This window comes from Flavobacteriales bacterium, assembly GCA_016124845.1.
Lineage (GTDB): Bacteria > Bacteroidota > Bacteroidia > UBA10329 > UBA10329 > UBA10329.
In genome coordinates, this window is sequence record WGMW01000016.1 from 38,850 (window position 1) to 59,384 (window position 20,535).

The 20,535-nt window shown below is 47.6% G+C and carries 23 protein-coding genes and 5 tRNA genes; 3 read left to right on the forward strand and 25 right to left on the reverse strand.

The features are described from left to right. Window positions 1–19 precede the first annotated feature (19 nt). The 25 genes from GC178_08400 to pyrF all read right to left on the reverse strand — a co-directional run bounded on the left by GC178_08400 (window position 20) and on the right by pyrF (window position 16,246). Window positions 20–400: a 50S ribosomal protein L7/L12 gene (locus tag GC178_08400; protein ID MBI1287587.1), complete on the reverse strand. Its 381-nt coding sequence runs from the start codon at window positions 398–400 to the stop codon at window positions 20–22. A gap of 60 nt (window positions 401–460) precedes the next feature. Further along, on the reverse strand, window positions 461–982 hold the full coding sequence (locus tag GC178_08405) for a 50S ribosomal protein L10 (protein ID MBI1287588.1): 522 nt from the start codon (window positions 980–982) through the stop codon (window positions 461–463). Between the two features lie 22 nt (window positions 983–1,004). Further along, the gene (locus GC178_08410) at window positions 1,005–1,694 is read right to left on the reverse strand and encodes a 50S ribosomal protein L1 (protein ID MBI1287589.1); all 690 of its coding nucleotides are present in this window, start codon (window positions 1,692–1,694) and stop codon (window positions 1,005–1,007) included. Between the two features lie 4 nt (window positions 1,695–1,698). Next, on the reverse strand, window positions 1,699–2,142 hold the full coding sequence (gene rplK / locus GC178_08415) for a 50S ribosomal protein L11 (protein ID MBI1287590.1): 444 nt from the start codon (window positions 2,140–2,142) through the stop codon (window positions 1,699–1,701). A gap of 86 nt (window positions 2,143–2,228) precedes the next feature. Beyond that, a complete protein-coding gene (gene nusG / locus GC178_08420) occupies window positions 2,229–2,777 on the reverse strand; it encodes a transcription termination/antitermination factor NusG (GenBank protein ID MBI1287591.1) in 549 nt (182 codons plus the stop codon). A gap of 22 nt (window positions 2,778–2,799) precedes the next feature. Further along, window positions 2,800–3,021, reverse strand: a complete 222-nt coding sequence (secE, locus tag GC178_08425; GenBank protein MBI1287592.1) for a preprotein translocase subunit SecE — start codon at window positions 3,019–3,021, stop codon at window positions 2,800–2,802. A 144-nt stretch (window positions 3,022–3,165) separates the two neighbouring features. Beyond that, a tRNA-Trp gene (locus GC178_08430) sits at window positions 3,166–3,238 on the reverse strand. A gap of 66 nt (window positions 3,239–3,304) precedes the next feature. Beyond that, window positions 3,305–4,492 (reverse strand): elongation factor Tu, encoded by a 1,188-nt coding sequence (gene tuf / locus GC178_08435; protein MBI1287593.1) that lies wholly within the window; start codon window positions 4,490–4,492, stop codon window positions 3,305–3,307. An 85-nt stretch (window positions 4,493–4,577) separates the two neighbouring features. After that, a tRNA-Thr gene (locus GC178_08440) sits at window positions 4,578–4,649 on the reverse strand. 38 nt (window positions 4,650–4,687) lie between these two features. Then, window positions 4,688–4,760: transfer RNA gene (locus GC178_08445), tRNA-Gly, on the reverse strand. A gap of 11 nt (window positions 4,761–4,771) precedes the next feature. Continuing rightward, a tRNA-Tyr gene (locus GC178_08450) sits at window positions 4,772–4,857 on the reverse strand. A 21-nt stretch (window positions 4,858–4,878) separates the two neighbouring features. Next, window positions 4,879–4,952, reverse strand: a tRNA-Thr gene (locus GC178_08455). 175 nt (window positions 4,953–5,127) lie between these two features. Beyond that, entirely contained in the window at window positions 5,128–5,424 is a 297-nt protein-coding gene (gene raiA / locus GC178_08460) for a ribosome-associated translation inhibitor RaiA (protein ID MBI1287594.1), read from the reverse strand. Between the two features lie 12 nt (window positions 5,425–5,436). Beyond that, entirely contained in the window at window positions 5,437–6,333 is an 897-nt protein-coding gene (locus GC178_08465) for a tyrosine-type recombinase/integrase (GenBank protein MBI1287595.1), read from the reverse strand. Between the two features lie 72 nt (window positions 6,334–6,405). Further along, the gene (locus GC178_08470; GenBank protein ID MBI1287596.1) at window positions 6,406–6,597 is read right to left on the reverse strand and encodes a 30S ribosomal protein S21; all 192 of its coding nucleotides are present in this window, start codon (window positions 6,595–6,597) and stop codon (window positions 6,406–6,408) included. Window positions 6,598–6,656: 59 nt separating this feature from the next. Next, window positions 6,657–7,799: an acyl-CoA dehydrogenase gene (locus GC178_08475; protein ID MBI1287597.1), complete on the reverse strand. Its 1,143-nt coding sequence runs from the start codon at window positions 7,797–7,799 to the stop codon at window positions 6,657–6,659. Window positions 7,800–7,879: 80 nt separating this feature from the next. Further along, window positions 7,880–8,407 carry an adenine phosphoribosyltransferase gene (locus GC178_08480; GenBank protein ID MBI1287598.1) on the reverse strand — a complete coding sequence of 176 codons (528 nt, stop codon included), beginning with the start codon at window positions 8,405–8,407 and terminating at the stop codon, window positions 7,880–7,882. 84 nt (window positions 8,408–8,491) lie between these two features. Next, window positions 8,492–9,394: a hypothetical protein gene (locus GC178_08485; protein ID MBI1287599.1), complete on the reverse strand. Its 903-nt coding sequence runs from the start codon at window positions 9,392–9,394 to the stop codon at window positions 8,492–8,494. A gap of 53 nt (window positions 9,395–9,447) precedes the next feature. Further along, window positions 9,448–11,040, reverse strand: coding sequence for an amino acid carrier protein (locus GC178_08490; protein ID MBI1287600.1), 1,593 nt, complete (start codon window positions 11,038–11,040; stop codon window positions 9,448–9,450). 186 nt (window positions 11,041–11,226) lie between these two features. Further along, window positions 11,227–12,138 carry a sugar nucleotide-binding protein gene (locus tag GC178_08495; GenBank protein MBI1287601.1) on the reverse strand — a complete coding sequence of 304 codons (912 nt, stop codon included), beginning with the start codon at window positions 12,136–12,138 and terminating at the stop codon, window positions 11,227–11,229. 1 nt (window position 12,139) lies between these two features. After that, a complete protein-coding gene (locus GC178_08500; protein MBI1287602.1) occupies window positions 12,140–13,138 on the reverse strand; it encodes a potassium channel protein in 999 nt (332 codons plus the stop codon). A 33-nt stretch (window positions 13,139–13,171) separates the two neighbouring features. Beyond that, entirely contained in the window at window positions 13,172–13,414 is a 243-nt protein-coding gene (locus tag GC178_08505; GenBank protein MBI1287603.1) for a PspC domain-containing protein, read from the reverse strand. Then, a complete protein-coding gene (locus GC178_08510) occupies window positions 13,411–14,682 on the reverse strand; it encodes a DUF2851 family protein (protein ID MBI1287604.1) in 1,272 nt (423 codons plus the stop codon). The genes GC178_08505 and GC178_08510 overlap by 4 nt, the downstream gene beginning before the upstream one ends. 110 nt (window positions 14,683–14,792) lie before the next feature. Next, complete coding sequence (locus GC178_08515) at window positions 14,793–15,350, reverse strand: ORF6N domain-containing protein (protein MBI1287605.1); 558 nt, start codon at window positions 15,348–15,350, stop codon at window positions 14,793–14,795. 77 nt (window positions 15,351–15,427) lie between these two features. Continuing rightward, window positions 15,428–16,246, reverse strand: a complete 819-nt coding sequence (gene pyrF / locus GC178_08520) for an orotidine-5'-phosphate decarboxylase (protein ID MBI1287606.1) — start codon at window positions 16,244–16,246, stop codon at window positions 15,428–15,430. A gap of 140 nt (window positions 16,247–16,386) precedes the next feature. On the opposite strand from pyrF, the gene GC178_08525 reads away from it, so the two are divergent. From GC178_08525 to GC178_08535, 3 genes are all read left to right on the forward strand, one after another. Next, on the forward strand, window positions 16,387–17,991 hold the full coding sequence (locus tag GC178_08525; protein MBI1287607.1) for a CTP synthase: 1,605 nt from the start codon (window positions 16,387–16,389) through the stop codon (window positions 17,989–17,991). An 87-nt stretch (window positions 17,992–18,078) separates the two neighbouring features. Then, complete coding sequence (gene yidC / locus GC178_08530) at window positions 18,079–19,953, forward strand: membrane protein insertase YidC (protein MBI1287608.1); 1,875 nt, start codon at window positions 18,079–18,081, stop codon at window positions 19,951–19,953. A gap of 48 nt (window positions 19,954–20,001) precedes the next feature. Further along, window positions 20,002–20,535: a hypothetical protein gene (locus GC178_08535; protein MBI1287609.1), complete on the forward strand. Its 534-nt coding sequence runs from the start codon at window positions 20,002–20,004 to the stop codon at window positions 20,533–20,535.

Below are 20,535 nucleotides of genomic sequence, written 5' to 3' on the forward strand. Positions count from 1 at the left end.
AAAGGTCTAAGAAGTGAGATTACTTAAGCTCAACTTCAGCTCCGGCCTCAGTAAGTTGAGTTTTAAGAGCTTCAGCCTCTTCCTTAGAAACGCCTTCCTTAACTGGCTTAGGAGCTCCATCAACAAGTTCCTTAGCCTCTTTAAGACCAAGACCTGTAAGCTCTTTCACCAATTTCACAACTGCAAGCTTAGAAGCTCCAGCTGATGTAAGGATAACATCGAATTCAGTTTTCTCGTCACCACCACCAGCTTCACCACCACCGGCCGCTGGGCCAGCAACAGCTACTGCAGCAGCAGCAGGCTCGATACCGTATTCGTCTTTAAGTATCTGCGCAAGTTCGTTCACTTCCTTTACAGAAAGGCTAACGAGCTGTTCTGCGAATTCTTTAAGATCTGCCATTTTATTTAATTGTTATTCGTGTTTGACTTTAGATTAATTGATTGGTAACCGATGTGGCGATTATTCGCCTTTTTCGGCAAGTGTCTGTAGTATTCCGGCAATGTTTCTTCCAGGTGTTTGAAGCGCGGAGATAACGTTCTTCGCAGGAGACTGCAGAAGTCCGATGATGTCTCCGATAACTTCTTCTTTCGACTTGATGTTCTCAAGTGCAGAAAGACTTCCATCACCCAAATAGATGCTTTCGCCTACCCAAGCTCCTTTCAATACAGGACGATCGCTCTTCTTTCTGAATTCTGTGATGAGTTTTGCCGGAGCATTTCCCGTCTCAGAAAGCAGAATTGAAGTGTTGCCTTTCAGTATATCATAAAGCGGAGAGAAGTCGCCTTCAACTCTTTCAAGAGCTTTTTTCAGAAGGGTGTTCTTAACCACTTTGATACCTACTTGGCGCTTGAATGCCGCTGCACGAAGCTTGTACGTATTCTCTGCATCAAGATCTGATATGTCAGCCAAGTAAAAATTAGGCGTGGCAGTAAGATCTGCTACCAGAGCATCAATCGCTTGATTTTTCTCGTCTTTGGTCATTGTTCTTAGTTGCTTACCTTAATTAACTTACTGATTTCACATCGACCTTAACACCTGGGGTCATTGTCCCAGAAAGAGCGATACTTTTAATGTAGGTTCCTTTGGCCGCAGATGGCTTCAGTTTGAGAAGCGTCTGGATCAACTCAGTTGCATTGTCAACGATCTTGTCTTCCGAGAAAGACATTTTACCGATGGCTGCATGAACGATTCCATACTTATCAACTTTGAAGTCGATCTTTCCGGCCTTTACATCCGAAACCGCCTTACCAATGTCCATGGTCACTGTTCCCGCCTTTGGGTTTGGCATAAGGCCACGGGGACCCAATACTCTACCCAACGGACCCAGCTTGGCCATAACTGTTGGCATGGTTACTATAACATCTACATCGGTCCATCCCCCTTTGATCTTGTCGAGATATTCGTCAAGTCCAACGAAGTCAGCACCGGCAGCCTTCGCTTCTTCCTCCTTGTCTGGAGTACAAAGCGCAAGAACTCTTACTGATTTTCCTGTACCATGTGGCAGGCTGCAAACACCACGCACCATTTGGTTCGCTTTTCTTGGATCGACACCGAGCCTTACGGCCAGATCGACCGAAGCATCGAACTTCGGAGCGGGCATTTGTTTCAACAGTCCTGCTGCATCGTTGAGTGTGTAAGTCTTGTCCGCTTCCACAAGCTCAAGGGCTTTCTTTCTATTCTTAGTAAGTGCCATTTTCTTAAACTTTTTCTGGAAGTTTTCCGTTCACAGTCACTCCCATGCTACGCGCTGTTCCAGCGATCATATGCATGGCAGATTCAACAGTAAAACAGTTCATGTCAGGCAGTTTTTCTTCAGCGATAGCTTTGATCTGGTCTACTGTGATCTTACCGACTTTCGCACGGTTAGGCTCAGCAGAACCTGACTTGAGCTTGATCGCCTCTTTGATTGAGACAGCTACAGGGGGTTTTTTGACCACGAACTCGAACGACTTGTCCGCGAACACCGTGATCACCACCGGCAAAACCTTTCCCGGAGTATCCTGAGTACGAGCATTGAACTGCTTACAGAAGTCCATAATATTGACTCCCTTGGCACCCAATGCAGGTCCTACAGGCGGAGAAGGATTAGCCGCACCACCCCGAATCTGGAGCTTGATCAATGCGCTTATCTCTTTTGCCATGTTTAACTTTTGTTGTTTGAACTATTTATATGATAGACAGCGTTGGGGGAAGCATTCTAAAGTCAAAACGCTGTAATATCCTTGGTTTACTCTTTTTCTACTTGCATGTAGCTCAGTTCCAATGGTGTCTTCCTTCCGAAGATCTTCACCATAACCTTGAGCTTCTTCTTCTCTTCATTGATCTCTTCGATGATTCCGCTGAAACTGTTGAACGGACCATCGATCACTTTTACAGATTCGCCAATGATGAAAGGAATATTCATTTCCTCATCGCTCTCGGCCAACTCATCCACTTTTCCGAGGATTCGGTTTACCTCTGACTGACGCAATGGAACCGGAGCACCGCCTTTGGTCTCACCAAGAAACCCGATCACTCCTGTTATGTTTTTAATGATGTGAGGAATCTCTCCAATAAGATCGGCCTCTATAAGAATGTAACCGGGGAAGAAACTTCTCTCCTTACTTACCTTCTTGCCGTTTCTTATCTGAAACACCTTCTCTTTGGGAATAAGCACCTGCGCAACATGGTCGGACATTCCAGCATGCTGAATTTCTGCCTCGATGTAATCCTTCACCTTGTTCTCCTGACCGCTAACGGCCCGTACCACGTACCACTTTTTGCTGCTCTCGCTCATCCTTGTCTTTACTTCAGTTTGATCAGAATAGCTCATAGAAGAATCCTAACACTCCTTTCCAAACGGAGTCTTGTCCACCATTGATACCGAAAATGAAATCCATCAAGAAGATCATTACTGCAATGATCACCGATGCAACCGCCACGATCAAAGTGCTGTTCTGCAACTCGGCCCAAGTTGGCCAAGACACCTTGGTCATCAGCTCATTGTAAGACTCTTCTACGTATGTAATGATGTTTGCCATTTCCTTTCTTTCCTAAAAACGGGAGATCAACTTCTTGATATTCTCACGCCAATACTATTCCCCTTCGCACGGGAGGAGAGACTTCCTTCGACTTCGCTCAGGATAAACTTCTCGTCTTTCTCGTGCATTGTTCTTTCTTCTTCGCACGGGAGGAGAGACTCGAACTCCCGACACCTGGTTTTGGAGACCAGTGCTCTACCAACTGAGCTACACCCGTTTATTGACGGCTAAAGGCATCCCGACAAGTCGGGACACCTTTTCACCATCAGTTATTATCTGCTCCTTACTTAAGGATCTCAGTGATCTGACCTGCACCTACAGTTCTACCACCCTCACGGATAGCGAAACGTAGACCCACGTTCATAGCTACTGGCACGATCAACTTAACAGTGATTGTCAAGTTATCTCCAGGCATTACCATCTCCTGTCCTTCTGGAAGGAAGATCTCTCCAGTTACGTCAGTTGTACGCACGTAGAACTGAGGACGGTATTTGTTGTGGAACGGAGTGTGACGACCACCTTCTTCTTTCTTAAGAACGTAGATCTCAGCCTTGAACTCTGTATGTGGAGTGATAGAACCTGGCTTAGCGATAACCATACCTCGCTTGATGTCAGTTTTATCAATACCTCTAAGAAGAAGACCAACGTTGTCTCCAGCCTCTCCTCTGTCAAGGATCTTACGGAACATCTCAACACCAGTAATGGTAGAGGTCAACTTCTCCTCACCCATTCCAAGGATCTCAACAGCATCACCTGTATTGATAACACCTGTTTCGATTCTTCCTGTTGCAACAGTACCACGACCAGTAATTGAGAACACGTCCTCAACTGGCATCAAGAATGGCTTATCAACTTCACGCTCTGGAATCTCGATCCAAGAATCAACAGCTTCCATCAACTTCATTACAGTATCAACCCACTTAGGCTCACCGTTCAGTGCACCCAAAGCAGAACCTTGGATAACTGGAGTGTTGTCGCCATCGTACTCGTAGAAAGAAAGAAGTTCACGAACTTCCATATCCACAAGCTCCAAAAGCTCTTCATCATCCACCATGTCGCACTTGTTCAAGAACACAACGATTCTTGGAACGTTTACCTGACGGGCAAGAAGGATGTGCTCGCGGGTCTGTGGCATTGGACCATCAGTAGCAGCACAAACAAGGATGGCACCGTCCATCTGTGCAGCACCAGTAACCATGTTCTTAACGTAGTCAGCGTGACCTGGACAGTCAACGTGAGCATAGTGACGATTAGCAGTAGAGTATTCTACGTGCGAAGTATTGATGGTGATACCACGCTCTTTTTCTTCAGGAGCGTTATCAATAGAATCAAAACTTCTTGCCTCAGACAGACCGGCATCAGCCAATACTTTGGTGATGGCAGCTGTCAAGGTTGTTTTACCGTGGTCAACGTGGCCGATAGTACCAATGTTAACATGCGGCTTAGAACGATCAAAGGTTTCTTTGGCCATGGTTAAAGATTAATTTGGGTTATTTATTTATGTTACTGATTACTTACTAAAACTATTTCTCTCTCGCCTCTTCCGAATTATGCAGAGCCAATGAGGGGAATTGAACCCCTGACCTCTTCCTTACCAAGGAAGCGCTCTACCCCTGAGCTACATCGGCTTTCACACCCCCACAGCTTCGGGGTTTTTCGAAAAATGAGCGGGAGACGAGATTCGAACTCGCGACCCTTAGCTTGGAAGGCTAATGCTCTACCAACTGAGCTACTCCCGCTTTTTTCTTTCTGGTGGGGAGAGAAGGATTCGAACCTTCGAAGGTAAAAACCAACAGATTTACAGTCTGTCCTCGTTGGCCGCTTGAGTATCTCCCCAGCCTAATTTTTCAAAGAACGAGCCGGTGGAGGGATTCGAACCCCCGACCAGCTGATTACAAATCAGCTGCTCTGGCCAGCTGAGCTACACCGGCTTTTGGCCTCTTTTCCTTTATTCATGCGGGTTACAGCGTTTTTAGCACATACAACCCCCTCGAAAAAGGACTGCAAATGTAAGCATTTTCTACATCGAACAACAAAAAAATCCGATGCGAAAAATTTACGCATCGGATTTTTCTAACAATGGCTTGTCAGCCATTGCCGAGTAGCTCAATGAACCTCCTTGGCCTTTTGCTTCTTAAGCTGCCTTCTCAAGGCCTCAACGGCCAGATCCGTGGCCTCTTCAAATGTTTTGCATTGGCGCTTGGCAAACAGGTCATTACCTGGCACCAATAGCTTTATCTCCGCGATCTTGTTCTCGTGCGAACTGCTTTTATCCAAACGGAGGAACACTTCTCCATCGATGATCGAATTACTGTAGGTGTTCAACTTCCCTACTTTGCTCTCAATGAAGTTCAACAATTTGACGTCTGCATCAAAATGAATGGATTGGATCTTAACTTTCATGACATTCTTCATTTATGCCCGTGGATGGGCGAGTTTATAAATCTGCGTTAACTTCTCAATTGTATTGTGTGTGTACACCTGTGTTGCGGAAAGATTGGCGTGGCCGAGCAACTCTTTAATGGCATTGAGGTCTGCCCCATTATTGAGCATGTGGGTTGCAAACGTGTGCCTGAGAATATGTGGACTCTTCTTTCCAATGGTGGTTACTAATCGAAGGTACTTATTCACTTTTCGATAAACAAATCCTTCCGACATCTGATTTCCGTGGTCGTCAATCAACAGATACTTGCTTGAATCTGAAGTCGAAAACTGCTGTTCGACAAGTTGACGATATGCATGTACAAGGTCGATCATTTGCGAGGTTAACGGGATGATCCGTTCCTTATTTCGCTTTCCGAGAACCTTCAGCTCGTTTTTAGATTTATTAACATTTGCCAGCTGTAGACCGATTAGTTCTGCCCGTCTCATTCCCGTGCAATAGAGCAACTCGATCAGCAACTTGTCGCGTACGCCTTCCACGCCCTCCCCGAATTCCATGCGATCGAGCAGATTCTCCATCTGCGCCTGCTCCAGAAAAAGTGGGAGTTTCTTTTTGGTTTTGAGAGATGTGATGCGCGCCATCGGGTTTTTGACCACAATGCCATTTCGCACCATATACTTATAAAATGACCGCAGACAGGAAATTTTGCGGTTTACCGTTGTTGCCTGAAGTTTCTCATCCTCCAAAATGGAAACGATCCAGGAGCGGATGTCGTGATGATCGACCTCCTCAATGGAAGTGATCTGAAGATTCTCTGAGATGTGGTGGAGGAACTGCTCAAGGTCCTTTTGATAAGCAAGAACCGTGTGCTGGGAAAATCGTTTTTCCTTCTGGATGTAATCTATGAACCCCGCTACGATCTTCTCCATAAAAAAATTCCAGTCAGTACTTGTCTAACTGGAATTTGTATGATTTGTTTCAGCGTTGGCTGAAAATGAAGACTACTCTTCTTCTTTTCTCAAAGACTGAACGTATGCAGCTTTTTTGATCTCTGTTCTGCGGGCCACAGAAGGTTTCGTGTATTCCTTTCTGTTTCGCAGTTCGCGCATAGCACCTGTTTTGTCAAACTTACGCTTGAATTTCTTCAAACTTCTTTCGATGCTCTCGCCTTCTTTAACTGGAATGATCAACATGTCTTTTACCTCCTTTTGTTCAAAATGGGCTGCAAAGATAACTTTTTCAATGAATCGAACTACCCTTTCAGAATATTCTTTGCGATAACGAGTTTCTGAATCTCAGACGTTCCTTCACCGATCGTGCAAAGCTTGCTGTCACGATAGTATTTCTCTGCTGGAAAATCCTTGGTGTAGCCATAGCCACCGAAGATCTGAACCGCCTCATTTCCTGCTCTTACAGCAACCTCCGAAGCGTAGTATTTCGCTATCGCGGATTTGGTGGTCACTTTTTCACCTCGGTTCTTGAGGTCAGCAGCTTGAAAGGTCAACAACTCAGCTGCTTCATATTCTGTATAAAGGTCTGCAAGTTTGAATCCGATGGCTTGGAAATTCGCGATCGGTTGTCCGAACTGCTCGCGCTCCTTGGCATACTTGGTTGCTGCGTGGATTGCACCGCGTGCAATTCCGAGTGAAAGAGCGGCAATAGAGATTCGGCCTCCATCCAGCACTTTCATTGCTTGGATGAATCCTTCACCTTCCTGACCGATCATGTTGCTTTCGTGTACGCGGCAATCTTGGAAGATCAGCTCTGCGGTTTCTGATGCACGCATTCCCAACTTGTTCTCTTTCTTACCTGAAGAGAAACCCGGTGTTCCTTTTTCTACTGCGAATGCGGTCATTCCGTGCGAATCTCCTTTCTCTCCCGTTCTGGTCATCACTACTGCGATGTCTCCAGAAATCGCATGCGTGATGAAGTTTTTGGCTCCATTGATCACCCAGTATTCCCCATCCTTCACGGCCGTGGTGGCCATGCCTCCAGAATCTGAACCTGTGTTGTGCTCGGTAAGACCCCAAGCACCGATCCACTCGGCCGTGGCCAATTTTGGTAGCCATCTTTTCTTCTGTTCCTCGTTGGCATGCTGAAGTATGTGGCCAGTACATAGTGAGTTGTGTGCAGCCACCGAAAGGCCGATACTTCCGCAAACGCTACTGATCTCGGTCAATGCAGTTACGTACTCGAAATAGCTAAGGCCCGCGCCACCATATTCCTCTGGAACCAAAATGCCCATTAGCCCCAACTTGCCCATTTCTTTGAAAAGAGGAACGGGGAATTCCTGCGATTCATCCCATTCCATCATTTTTGGACGGATGTTCTTCTCGGCAAAATCGCGACACATGTCTGCGATCATCTTTTGGCTTTCGCTCTGTGAAAAATCCATGTTAGGTTCAGTTCTAAATTTAGCCTTGTTGTACTGTTACGAATTTCGAATTGATTGCGAATATGACGAATACCGAAACATCAGTAGTTGACAAGGCTGTTAAAGTTATTTGAGTAGCGATTCAATTCTTCCCTGCCATTGAGGAAATCGAGGGTTACGATGAAGGCAAAGCCTGCCACCGTTCCGTTCTGTTTCTGAATGAGTTCTGCAGCTGCGCAGGCTGTTCCACCCGTAGCCAAGAGGTCATCATGGATGAGCACATTCCAACCTGGTTGGATGGCATCGGTGTGCATTTCCACTTTGGCCGTTCCGTACTCCAATTCGTATTCATGCGAGATGGTCTGGTAAGGGAGTTTTCCCGCTTTGCGGACCGGAATGAAAGGTACTTTGAGCGCTTGCGCCACCATCATCCCAAAAAGGAAACCGCGACTTTCGACCCCAACAATGGCATCAACTTTCCAATCGGCCACTTGCGTGGCGATGCTTTCCGCAATCTCTGCACACAATTGATAATCCAGTAATATAGGAGTGATGTCCTTGAACAGAATTCCCGGTTTGGGGAAATCCGGAACATCGCGAATGGCGTCTTTAATGCGGGTTTGGAGCATGCGTGTTTTACAGCAGGCTGCAATTTTACAATAACTTGAGGGAATAGCGAAGGGCCATCAGCGAATAGCACAGCCAAGGCCAAATTACTCTACCGTCAAGTATGGTTTCAGTCTGCCAAATACTTCCTCGTTTATGAGATGGATCTTTTTGATCTGGTTGAGATCGGTGTAATTGCCATGCTGCTTCCTGTAGTTGGCGATGGCCTTGGCCTGATTCCAATCGATGTATGGATGATGCGCAAGTTCTTTGGCTTCGGCCGTGTTGATGTTGATTCGTTGGCGGATGGTTGTATCCAACTGAAGGCTTTCCAGAATTGGGAGGAAACGGGCAGAATCCATTCCATAAACTTCGAGCAACTGCTCCTTTGAAACGTAGCCACCAAGCATATCGCGGTACTTGATGATGCGCTTGGAATAGGATGGACCAATGCCTTTCAGTTTCACCAACTCGGTAGAATCTGCCGAATTGAGTTCCACCACGATCGGTTCGTATTTGGGTTTCTGCCATTTAGGTGGCGTTTCGAACTTGGGTGATTCTTCTGGAAGTTCTTGGATCTCGACATAGGGTTTGAGTTCTTCGTAACGTTCGTCATCCACCACAAAGAGTTTCTTGAGATCTTCCGGTTTTAGGAAAATAGCTCCTGCATTCCTATAGTTGATGATGGAAGCGGCCTGTTTGGGGCTGAAACCCAACGCTACCCAACCTATACTGTCCAATGTATTGGGATCGAAAGCAAACAGCTCCCTTGTTTCTGGAATCCAAGGCTTGTGATCGTCCTCTTTTTCCTCCAACGAATCGGTTTTCTCAACAAACGCCAATATCTGAGGGCCGAACTTGAGACGTACTTCCTGCCAATCGTCTTTATAGAATAAACGTTGGCACATGTTGAAACCGATCAATCCAATAAGAAAAACTATCAGAACGATAATGGCGTTCCGCTCGCTTTTGTGAAAGGAAAGGTATTCCTTGAACCAGTCTGGTACCATGTTCCTGATTTAACAGAAACAAAGTTTATGAATTATTCAATAATGTGGAAACGTTATTTCCCTTTTATTGCCTCGAGGTACCTGCCCAACTCTTGCTTGACGTATGGGGCGAGGAGGAAGAGACCGATCATGTTAGGGACCATCATGGCAAAGATCATGGCATCGGAGAAGCCGAGCACGTTGCCCATGTTGGATGCTGCACCGACAATGACAAAGAGGCAGAAAAGGACCTTGTACACGATCTCGTTGGTGCGGGTCTTTCCAAAGAGGAATGTCCAGGATTGTAGGCCGTAATACGACCATGAGATCATAGTAGAGAAGGCGAACAGCACCACGGCCACCGTAAGCACATAAGAGAAATGTGGGATGGCACTATCGAAAATGTGAGTCGTCAGATCGACCCCTGAGAGTGTTCCCACCCCATCGATAACCGCATTTCCATCTGCATTTCCGTACTCAAACAACCCATTAATGTTGTAAATCACGATGACAAGGGCTGTCATGGTACAGATGACCACGGTGTCTATAAATGGTTCGAGCAAGGCCACGATGCCCTCGGAAGCCGCATGCTTGGTCTTAACGGCCGAGTGAGCAATGGCGGCCGAGCCGATTCCGGCCTCATTGGAGAAGGCCGCCCTGCGGAAGCCTTGAATGAGCACTCCGACCGCACCACCTGCAATACCAACTCCTGTAAAAGCTCCGCTGAAAATGGCCGAAAATGCGGCTGGAATGTGCTCGGCATTCATGAAGATGATAACGAGCGCGGCACCCACGTAAATGACCGCCATGAACGGTACGATCTTCTCGGTAACCGATGCGATACGCTGAATACCACCCAAGATGACCACGGCCACCAGTGCTGCGAGGATTATTCCGAAGACAGTTCCTCCGTAAGCTGACTCAACTCCAATGGAATTGAGGAAAATGCTTGCCGCCTGATTGGACTGGAACATGTTACCGCCACCGAACGAACCGCCCACGCACATGATGGCGAAAAGAGTTGCCAACACTTTTCCAAGACCCGCCATGTTCTTCAGAGAGAGTCCTTTGGAGAGGTAATACATCGGACCTCCGTACACACGGCCGTTGGCATCTACCTCACGGAATTTGACACCAAGGGTACATTCTACAAACTTGGACGACATGCCGAGAAGTCCAGCAAGAATCATCCAAAACGTGGCACCCGGACCTCCGATGGCCACGGCCACGGCCACTCCAGCAATGTTTCCAAGGCCAACCGTTGCTGACAATGCTGCCGTAAGCGCCTGAAAGTGATTCACTTCGCCATCGGCACCTTCCACACGGATGGTATCGGGTTCGTCTCCTCCAACTATGTTCAGGTCAGACGGCAATTCTTCCACGTGCTCGTACTTGCCACGAACGGTGTTCACGGCCACTCCGAACAAGCGAAGCCCAGGAACTTTGAAAACCACAGTGAAATACAACGCCCCCAAAATGAGCGGAAACAGAACCCAGAACACTTTAATGTCGTCTGTGAATGGAATCTGGTAGAAGATGGCTTCGACAAACCAACCTGTGGCGACACCGAAGTAGTAGTCGATCTTTTCGTCCAAACCCATTGCGTCCTGCGCAAAGGTGAACATGGGTGCCAAGGTTGCTGTAAAAAGTGCAAATAGTTGCTTCATAAAGTTTGTGTTATTCTTGGTTGAAAAGATGGTTAAGGACAAATGTAACGGTTTGGTCGGATGCCTTGCGGTTATTGCACCGAGATGATGATGGAGATGGTGAGATGCGCAGAGACGTCTTGGTGTAAAATGCTTGGCAAACCCTCTGTGTCACTCTCTTTCTCAAGAAATCTCTGTGAAACAAACTCAGCCCTTCATGGCCTCCATCTGCTTTTCCATCAAAGCAATGCCTTCCACAAAACTGTGCGGATCGTAACCGAGTTCGCGTCTTGCCTTATCAAGAATGAATCCCGTGACAGGTGGTCGCCTGGCGGGTTGATTGAGCGTTTCGGATGAAACTGGATTGATGAGGCTTTTATCCAAACCATAATAATCGGCCACAGTACGCACCAATTCCACAATTGACATTTGATCCTTCCCTGAAACGTTGTAAATTCCTGTGGCATTCTTCTCAACAGCTAAAATACATCCATCTGCAAGGTCTTCTGCCAGGGTCGGTGAGCGGAACTGGTCATCAACCACATTGATGGGATTCCCTTTCTCCAACGCGCCCTTTGCCCAAAGCACAATATTGGAACGGCTCATATTATCCACGATTCCATAAACGAGAACGGTACGAAGAATGGCCCAACGCAGCTTGCTTTTCTGAACGATCTGCTCGCCTTTCCATTTTGCCATTCCATAATAGCTGAGCGGATCGGCAACGCCTTCCTCATCATACGGACCTTCTTTGCCATTGAAAATGAAATCGGTGGAAATGTGTACCAAATGGCAATCGTTGCGCTCAGCCGCATCCACGATGTACCGAACGGCATCCACATTTGCACGGTCGCATGCCTCATGGTCGAGTTCGCAGTCGTCCACCTGCGTCATAGCGGCTGTGTGAATGATATGGTCGGGTTTTACCTGGTCGATGACCCTGTCAACATCCGCTCGCTCACAAATATCCATGGAAAAATAGGTGTAGCCCGATTGATCGAGCAGTCGATTCTCACCACGAGCGGTGGCAATGAGTTCTACGTCATCGCGGACTTTGAGTTTGTAAACGAGTTTCTGCCCCAACAATCCGTTGGAACCTGTAACCAGAATCTTCTTCACGTCAATTTTTGGTTATATCGTTTTTCATGTTCTTGATCTCTTCGAACGTACCGAGAACAAACAGTTTTGACCCTTTCTGAATGAGGGTGTCAGGGGTTGGATTGAACACATATTCGCCATCCTCGGTCTTGAATCCAACGATGTTTGCTCCCCACTTTTTACGCACATCCAGATCCATGATGCTCTTACCGAAATAACTTTTCGGCAAGGCCTGACACGGAATCTCTTCAATATGCGTCTCGACCGTTGATTGACCGATGAGCAGGTCAATGAACTCCACCACATCGGGTTTTACCACCAGCTGCGCCATGTGCGCACCTCCGACACGGTCGGGCATGATGACGTTATTTACTCCCGCATGTCGGAGCTTGGTATCTGAATTGTCCTCCGATGCTCGGCTGATGATCTTGATGTTCGGATTATTGACCCGCGCTGTAAGCACCACAAACAAATTATCCGCATCGTTCGGAAGTGCCGAGATCAGCGCACGCGCATCTTTGATTCCCGCACGCATCAACACCTCATCCTGCGTAGCATCGCCTTCCACATAAAGGATCTTATCTGCTTCCATCAGATCGGAGATGATGGCCTTGTCCTTTTCCACCACTACGCAATGCTCTCCATGTTCGGCCAAGGTCTGATACGCCTGTTTACCGTTGCGCCCGTAGCCGCAAATGATCGTATGATTTTTCAATTTATTGATGGATCGGTCCACGCGAATGTGTAATAGCAGTCTTCTGAATTCGCCATCGATCACATATCTGGTGACCTCCGTGATGGTGTACGCGAATGTACCGAAACTGCCCAGTATGAGAAATATGGTGAAGATCCGTCCTTCATGCGTCAGCGGCCTTACCTCATTGAAACCCACCGTGCTAATGGTAATGACGGTCATGTAAAGCGCCTCGAAAAAATCGTAGTGCTCCAGAAACATGAACCCCACCACGCCTGTAACGAAGAGCGCCAGAATGATGGCAAACGGGAAGTAGATGGACCGCATTCGTTTCATAGCGGCACTAAAGAAACGGATTCGTCAGAGATCCCAAACACTACTTCGCTTATGCAAGGTAGGTTTGAAATAGTGCTTGTGTTCGAGGATGAACGAAGCGATGAAATAAACGATGATCGGACTGCCGAACGTGAAGAACGACAGATAAATGAAATACATGCGGATGCTGGTGGCCTTGATACCGAGCTTGTCGCCCAGCCACGAGCACACCCCGAAAAGTTGAAATTCGAACAGCGAAACAACCTTGTTTTTCTCCTCAGAACTCATAATTCCCTCTTAAGAATATTGGCACCGATGCTGCAAATTAAACATTTTTTGAGGTCGCAGAAATTGGTTTTGAGTTCAATAAGCGCCTGCGATTCGGCCGCGTTATCCACCTGTAAACCCTGATCTGCGAACGCATTTACCTTGACGTTCCTTTCGGCTGGGAGTTGCTGCAAGATGGCCAATGCACGGTCTTGCAGTTCAGGTTTTGCTTCGCGATGAGCAGACACGAACAGGAACGGAGCAACCGCGTTGATAAGAATATGCTGCGCCATGGTGTTGCCCAATGGTTTCGGTTTTACGCTGGATTCTGAACCGAAATTGTAGTGCGTTCGCCAATATTCGGATGGATTCACTTTTAGCAATTGCGGATTCACTTTCTCTTCTTGTTGAGAGAACCATCTGTAAAACGCCCCTGTCTGATGGAACAGCGCTGCCAACTGCGCTATCCGAACGGTCGGGAAATTGGCAGGACGCAAGCGCAGAAACTTCCAGCGACTTTTATCCATCGGTTGCAAACCGTATTTGTGTCTCAGAAAGTCGAATTCCTTTTTCAGCTGTCGCTGATGATCATCCTTAGGAGATTCCAAAAAACCCGCATTGCCGAATAGAATAGCCTCCAATTGAAATGGGTTGTCCTGATGTTTTGCCAGCACTTTCCAAGAAGTCCGTTTGCCAAGTTCTTCAAACGGTTCGGCATTCACTTTCATCCCAAACGCGCGGAACAGCACGATCATAAACGCCTGTTCCAGATCACCCTTGCATTCATCCACCAACGCATGCATCCACTCCGATTTGCGTTGCAACCGACCGATCAGCAACGAATCGAACCATGCATTGCGAACCAGTTCGGATACCTCCAAAAACTGTTTTCCACAAGGGAGTTCGTCCGAAGAACTGCTCAGGTTCTCATACCGTCTCAGAATCTGATCGGAAACAAGTGGTTTCAACGCTAAGGTTGAGAACGGACCCAACGGCTCTTTCAGGTCATCCTCAAAAACCACATGTAAGATGATGTTGGCGTAATTGGCATCGTGCTGATGGTTGTGCCGCAACCAATCCGAACTGCGGATGTGAACCTCCACATTTCCGACCCATTCCGTACCACCAACCTTTATTCTGGCATTTCGGAAATCAGGCCCCGCATCAGCGTTCAATTCCCCAGGACGAAGAATTTCCAACGGCTGTCCCTCGGTTGTTCTAAGGTCTTTCTGGCTGAACAGCCGATGTTGCCAAATGTGATGTAGAAGTTCTTCCTTGGGAAAAGGCATGGAGTAAAGATGGAGAATTCATGTCACGTTTCTGTGTTCAGCATCTTTACAGATTCAAAGGGCGCTTCTCCGTTTACAGCGATTCTTTCAACCCGGACCGAAGCAAATGACTATTCGCCATCGTTGCGTCTGTAACCGATCTTTCTTCGGTTCTGTTGAATTGTTTCCTGTTGTTTGCTCTCTTCAAACTGTTTGAGGTATTCGAAAATCAGGTCAATGCGCTCATCCTGTCCAGCCATTCTTTCGCGCATGTGTTCCAGTTGAGCAAGAATGTCCTGATTATTCAGTATCAGTTTTCGCATTCTGGTAAATAGACGGATGATCTGAATGTTCACGGCAATGGCCCGTTCGCTGTTCAACACACTTGACAACTGGGCCACACCCTGTTCTGTAAATGCAAACGGTGCATACCGCAATCCCATAGTATCGGGAGAATTGGAGGTGACAAATTGACTCCTCCATTCCTTAAACTCATCTTCATCCAACTGAAACATAAAGTCCACAGGGAATCGATTCTCATTTCTCCTCACTTGTCGTTTAAGGTACTTGGTCTCTACACCGTAAAGCTCAGCCAGATCCCTATCAAGCATCACCTTCTCTCCTCTTATGAGGTAAATCTTGTTCAGCACAATCTCATCTGGCACAGATATTCCCAAATCGTTTACCATTTTCGAATTAGACAACACAAAACTAAAATTTCATGCTGTTATAAGCGTGGCTTCGTGGAGAATACGCGTCTCGGTGCTTACAAAAGCCCCGCTTCTTCCAAGATCACTTCCATCTGCTGCTGAAGAATGAGTGCTTCGGCACGGGCGGCCTCTGCGAAATCCTCGCCTTTGCTGGCGTAGATGATGGCACGTGATGAGTTGACCAACAGACCGCAATGGTCGTTCAGGCCGTACTTGGCAACTTGCGTCAGGCTTCCACCCTGCGCGCCAACACCTGGCACCAATAGAAAATGGTCGGGAACGATCTTTCTGATCTTTTTGAGCATGGTTGCTTTGGTGGCACCCACCACAAACATGGTATTGTCCACCGTTCCCCATTCTTTCCCCTGCCGCAATACCGACTCAAAGAGTTGTCCGTTCTCGGTATTCAGGTACTGAAGATCGGCCGCGCCCTCGTTGGATGTAAGCGCCAACAGCACCACCCACTTACCCTCGTACTGAAAATACGGCAACACACTATCCGAACCCATGTAAGGTGATAGTGTGATCGCATCGAAATTCATCTGGTTGAAAAAGCCGCGGGCGTACATTCTGGTCGTGTTGCCGATATCGCCCCGCTTGGCATCGGCCAATTTCAGAACCTTGTCGGGAATATGCTGCACGGTCTTTTCCAGCGAAAGCCAACCTTCAAAACCGAACGCTTCATAGAAAGCCGTATTCGGTTTATAGGCAACGCAAAGGTCATGCGTTGCATCAATAACCCGTTTATTGAACTCATAAATGGGATCCTGATAACCCATCAGATGGTCAGGGATCTTGGCAATATCAGTATCAAGTCCGATGCACAGAAAACTGCGCTTTTTCCGGATCTGCTGAAATAATTGTTGACGGTTCATGGTGGGGCTAAACTAAGAATCTATTCCGCCCGCAGGGCTGTTGAAAATCATTGATAATCAACCGGATTTTCAACCATTCCGGGCATCAGATATTCGTATGTTTGTCCCCCGGACATCAACCAAACGAACCACCTTAAGAGATGCCGGGAACCAAGTATATTTTTGTGACGGGAGGAGTAACATCCTCATTGGGAAAGGGAATTATTTCGGCCTCTTTGGCCACACTATTGCAGGCACGCGGTTTCCGTGTCACCATCCAAAAACTCGACCCATACATCAATGTCGATCCGGGAACACTGAACCCATACGAGCATGGCGAATGCTACGTGACCGATGATGGTGCCGAGACCGACCTCGACCTTGGTCATTACGAGCGCTTTCTGGGTGTTCCAACAAGTCAGGACAATAACGTTACTACTGGCCGCATCTACCAAACGGTGATCAACAAGGAACGCGAAGGCGAATTCCTGGGCAAGACGGTGCAGGTGATCCCGCACATCACGGACGAGATCAAGCGCAGGATCAAACTGCTTGGCGAAACCGGGAAGTACGATATTGTGATCACCGAAATCGGTGGGACCGTGGGCGACATCGAATCTCTACCTTATATAGAGGCAGTTCGTCAGTTCAACTGGGAAGTTGGCGCGGGCAATCATTTGGTGATCCATTTGACGCTGCTTCCATACTTGGCCACTTCGGGCGAGCTGAAAACCAAGCCCACGCAGCACTCGGTAAAAACGCTTTTGGAAAGCGGATTGCAGCCCGATATTCTTGTTTGCCGTGCCGACAGGAAGATACCTCGCGAGCAGCGTAAGAAAATTGCGCTTTTCTGTAATGTGACTCAGAATGCGGTCATCGAATCGCTAGACGCGGAGACCATTTACGATGTGCCACTTTTGATGCTAAAGGAAAAGTTGGATTCCGTGGTGATCAGTAAGTTGAAGCTGCCATCCAAGAATGAACCGGACCTGACCAACTGGAAACATTTCCTCGGCATTCTGAAAAACCCGACATCTGAAGTACGAATCGGGTTGATCGGGAAATACGTGGAGTTGAAGGATGCGTATAAATCCATCGCGGAAGCACTGATCCACGCAGGCGTTGAGAACGAATGCAAAGTGGATGTAAGATGGATCCATAGCGAAGAACTTGATTCAACCAATGTGGCACAGAAACTTCGCGGCTTGAAAGGAATCTTGGTTGCGCCTGGATTCGGTGACCGAGGAATTGAAGGAAAGATCCTTGCAGTGCAACACGCCCGCGAAAACAACATTCCCTTCCTCGGCATCTGCTTGGGAATGCAATGCGCGGTGGTGGAATTCGGTCGCAATGTGCTTGGTTTTAAAGATGCCAACAGCACCGAAATGAACCCGAAGACCACGCACCCTGTCATTGCCATTATGGAAGAACAGAAAAAGGTGACCAAAAAAGGTGGCACCATGCGTTTGGGTGCATATCCATGCAAGCTGAAGAAAGGCACAAAGGCATATTCTGTTTACGGAACAGCCAATATCAAAGAACGCCATCGCCATCGCTATGAGTTCAATAACAAGTACTTGGACGACTACGAAAAGGCAGGAATGATCGCCTCTGGCATCAACCCAGATTCGAACTTGGTGGAGATCGTGGAGCTGAAAGAACATCCGTGGTTCATTGGAGTTCAGTTTCATCCCGAATACAAGAGTACCGTGGCACAGCCGCATCCGTTGTTTGCCAAGTTCGTTGGCGCAGCACTCAAGTGCTGAACCAACAGGGACATTCCTCACGCATCAAAAGTTAAGTTGGGTTTGAAGCATCAAACCCTAACTTTGCCGCCCAATTAAAAAGTCGGAATGGATAAGAATTCAGCCATTGGGCTAACCCTCATCCTGCTCATTTTCATCGGTTTTCAATGGTGGCAAATGCCTTCGGAAGAAGAGCGTGCCGAAGCGAAACGTGTGCAGGATTCCATCGTTGCTGCCGAAGAGGCGCAACAGCGTTTGGACGCACCTGTGATTGATGAAGCCGTTGCAGAGGCGAAAAAAGATTCCGTTGCCTTTATGGCGTTGGATGACTCGACCAAGAGCGTACGCCTGCAAGAGCAGTTCGGGGCATTTGGTGATGCTGCTACTGGCGAAGATGGAACCGTTGTTATCGAGAATGAACTGCTGGCGATCACGCTTAGCAAAAAAGGAGGCTATCCGCTTTCGGTTCAACTGAAAAAATATCAGACCTACGATTCGCTACCGCTACTGCTTTTTGAAGGCGAACAGAACCGTTTCTCCCTCGATTTCTTTGCACAGAATAGAAGAATAAGTACACAGGAACTCTACTTCGAACCTACCACAAAAGGCTTTTCTGTAACAGGTGATGAAAAGAAGAGTCTGGGCATGCGTCTTTACGCTGGCGACAACAAGTACATCGAATACCTGTACACGCTTACCGGGAATTCCTACATGATCGACTTCGACATGAATTTTGTGGGTGTTGACGATGTCATCGAGCGTACGGCCACAACCTTGGATCTCCATTGGAAAGATGATCTCCCTCACCAGGAAAAGAGCCTGAAAACCGAAAGGTCCAAGAGTACCATTTACTATCGGCACATGGATGAGGATGTGGATAACCTTTCCGAGCGTTCGGACGATGAAGAAACAATCTCGACCGATTTGCAATGGGTGGCATTCAAGCAGCAGTTCTTCAGCACGGTACTTATTGCTAAGGATGGCTGGGCTCCCTCCACAGACCTGAGTACAGTTCAAGACGAGGCATCGGAAGATGTGGTCAAGACCTGCGAAGCAAAGTTGACGGTTCCATACGGACATCGTCCCGTTGAGAATTTCGCCATGCAGGTTTACTACGGCCCCAACCAGTACAACATGTTGAAGAAATTCGACCTCGGGTTGGAAAAGATGATCCCGCTCGGTTGGGGCATCTTCGGTTGGGTGAACCGCTTTGCCGTAATTCCAGTTTTCAACCTCCTGAAAGACACGGGACTGGGCTATGGAATCATCATCCTCATTCTCACATTGGCCATCAAACTCCTGCTGATGCCTTTCACCTACAAGGCTTTCATGAGTACGGCCAAGATGCGCGTGCTGAAGCCCGAGATCGATGAGATCAACAAGAAATTTGAAGGAAAGGACGACCCGATGGCCAAGCAGCAGGCCACCATGGCGCTGTACAGCAAAGCGGGTGTAAATCCGCTGGGCGGATGTTTGCCAATGCTGTTCCAGATGCCAATCCTTATTGCGATGTTCCGGTTCTTCCCAGCATCCATTGAGTTGCGTCAGCAGAGTTTCCTTTGGGCCGATGACCTCAGTAGCTACGACAGCATTTTCAACCTGCCATTTGAAATTCCATTCTATGGCGATCACGTAAGTCTATTTACGCTACTGATGACCATTTCTACCATCTTCTACACGCGTTTCAATATGAGCATGCAGGCGGCCAACCCGCAGATGGATCAGATGAAATGGATGATGTATCTGATGCCGGTAATGATGCTCGGTTGGTTCAACAATTACGCTTCGGGGTTGAGCTACTATTACTTCCTCGCCAACATGATCACGTTTGCACAGAACTTCGCGTTCAAGAAGTTTGTGGATGAGGACGCGCTTCATAAAAAGCTTCAAGAGAACAAGAAGAAACCACAGAAGAAATCCGGGTTCCAAAAGCGTTTGGAAGACATGGCAAAAGAGCGCGGCTATCAGGCTCCGAAGAAATAATTCGGGATCGGTCAGGTTTTTGCCTGTTGCCCGGACAAAATTGATGTTATGAGACCACTACTGATGAGTTTGTCGATAGCTGCGCTGACCTTCGCGGCCATCGGCTGCAAGAGCAACAAGGACACCACCACGAGTACAGGTACAACAAAGGAAAATCCGGCCACCATGCAGACCGAACCACAGCTTTTGGCATCCATTGAGCGCACCGCGTGCTATGGTCAGTGCCCCATGTACAAGGCAACCTTCTTCGACAATGGCGAAGTGAAATATGTGGGAAAACGATTTGTGGAGAACGTAGGAACGTATAGAACCTTGATAAGCGCAGAAGATGTTCAGGACATCAAGAAGAAGATCACAGAATCGGATTACTTCGGTCTGGACAGCCTCTATCCTACTCCGATCGCAGATTTCCCATCGTGCATCACCGAGGCAAACCTTAATGGAACCCGAAAAAAGGTGATCGACCGAAGAAGCCCACCTGACAACCTTTTGGGTTTCGAACGCTTTCTGGACAGTCTATTGAAAGACCGCGAGTGGGAAAAGGTTTCTGACAATACCGATTACGATCCGGCAGCCAAATAA

What these genes read in the sequence shown, in the direction of transcription:
- GC178_08400 (MBI1287587.1), bottom strand. Translation starts at nt 400, where the DNA reads ATGGCAGATCTTAAAGAATTCGCAGAACAGCTCGTTAGCCTTTCTGTA.
- GC178_08405 (MBI1287588.1), bottom strand. Translation starts at nt 982, where the DNA reads ATGACCAAAGACGAGAAAAATCAAGCGATTGATGCTCTGGTAGCAGAT.
- GC178_08410 (MBI1287589.1), bottom strand. Translation starts at nt 1,694, where the DNA reads ATGGCACTTACTAAGAATAGAAAGAAAGCCCTTGAGCTTGTGGAAGCG.
- rplK (MBI1287590.1), bottom strand. Translation starts at nt 2,142, where the DNA reads ATGGCAAAAGAGATAAGCGCATTGATCAAGCTCCAGATTCGGGGTGGT.
- nusG (MBI1287591.1), bottom strand. Translation starts at nt 2,777, where the DNA reads ATGAGCGAGAGCAGCAAAAAGTGGTACGTGGTACGGGCCGTTAGCGGT.
- secE (MBI1287592.1), bottom strand. Translation starts at nt 3,021, where the DNA reads ATGGCAAACATCATTACATACGTAGAAGAGTCTTACAATGAGCTGATG.
- tuf (MBI1287593.1), bottom strand. Translation starts at nt 4,492, where the DNA reads ATGGCCAAAGAAACCTTTGATCGTTCTAAGCCGCATGTTAACATTGGT.
- raiA (MBI1287594.1), bottom strand. Translation starts at nt 5,424, where the DNA reads ATGAAAGTTAAGATCCAATCCATTCATTTTGATGCAGACGTCAAATTG.
- GC178_08465 (MBI1287595.1), bottom strand. Translation starts at nt 6,333, where the DNA reads ATGGAGAAGATCGTAGCGGGGTTCATAGATTACATCCAGAAGGAAAAA.
- GC178_08470 (MBI1287596.1), bottom strand. Translation starts at nt 6,597, where the DNA reads ATGTTGATCATTCCAGTTAAAGAAGGCGAGAGCATCGAAAGAAGTTTG.
- GC178_08475 (MBI1287597.1), bottom strand. Translation starts at nt 7,799, where the DNA reads ATGGATTTTTCACAGAGCGAAAGCCAAAAGATGATCGCAGACATGTGT.
- GC178_08480 (MBI1287598.1), bottom strand. Translation starts at nt 8,407, where the DNA reads ATGCTCCAAACCCGCATTAAAGACGCCATTCGCGATGTTCCGGATTTC.
- GC178_08485 (MBI1287599.1), bottom strand. Translation starts at nt 9,394, where the DNA reads ATGGTACCAGACTGGTTCAAGGAATACCTTTCCTTTCACAAAAGCGAG.
- GC178_08490 (MBI1287600.1), bottom strand. Translation starts at nt 11,040, where the DNA reads ATGAAGCAACTATTTGCACTTTTTACAGCAACCTTGGCACCCATGTTC.
- GC178_08500 (MBI1287602.1), bottom strand. Translation starts at nt 13,138, where the DNA reads ATGCGGTCCATCTACTTCCCGTTTGCCATCATTCTGGCGCTCTTCGTT.
- GC178_08505 (MBI1287603.1), bottom strand. Translation starts at nt 13,414, where the DNA reads ATGAGTTCTGAGGAGAAAAACAAGGTTGTTTCGCTGTTCGAATTTCAA.
- GC178_08510 (MBI1287604.1), bottom strand. Translation starts at nt 14,682, where the DNA reads ATGCCTTTTCCCAAGGAAGAACTTCTACATCACATTTGGCAACATCGG.
- GC178_08515 (MBI1287605.1), bottom strand. Translation starts at nt 15,350, where the DNA reads ATGGTAAACGATTTGGGAATATCTGTGCCAGATGAGATTGTGCTGAAC.
- pyrF (MBI1287606.1), bottom strand. Translation starts at nt 16,246, where the DNA reads ATGAACCGTCAACAATTATTTCAGCAGATCCGGAAAAAGCGCAGTTTT.
- GC178_08525 (MBI1287607.1), top strand. Translation starts at nt 16,387, where the DNA reads ATGCCGGGAACCAAGTATATTTTTGTGACGGGAGGAGTAACATCCTCA.
- yidC (MBI1287608.1), top strand. Translation starts at nt 18,079, where the DNA reads ATGGATAAGAATTCAGCCATTGGGCTAACCCTCATCCTGCTCATTTTC.
- GC178_08535 (MBI1287609.1), top strand. Translation starts at nt 20,002, where the DNA reads ATGAGACCACTACTGATGAGTTTGTCGATAGCTGCGCTGACCTTCGCG.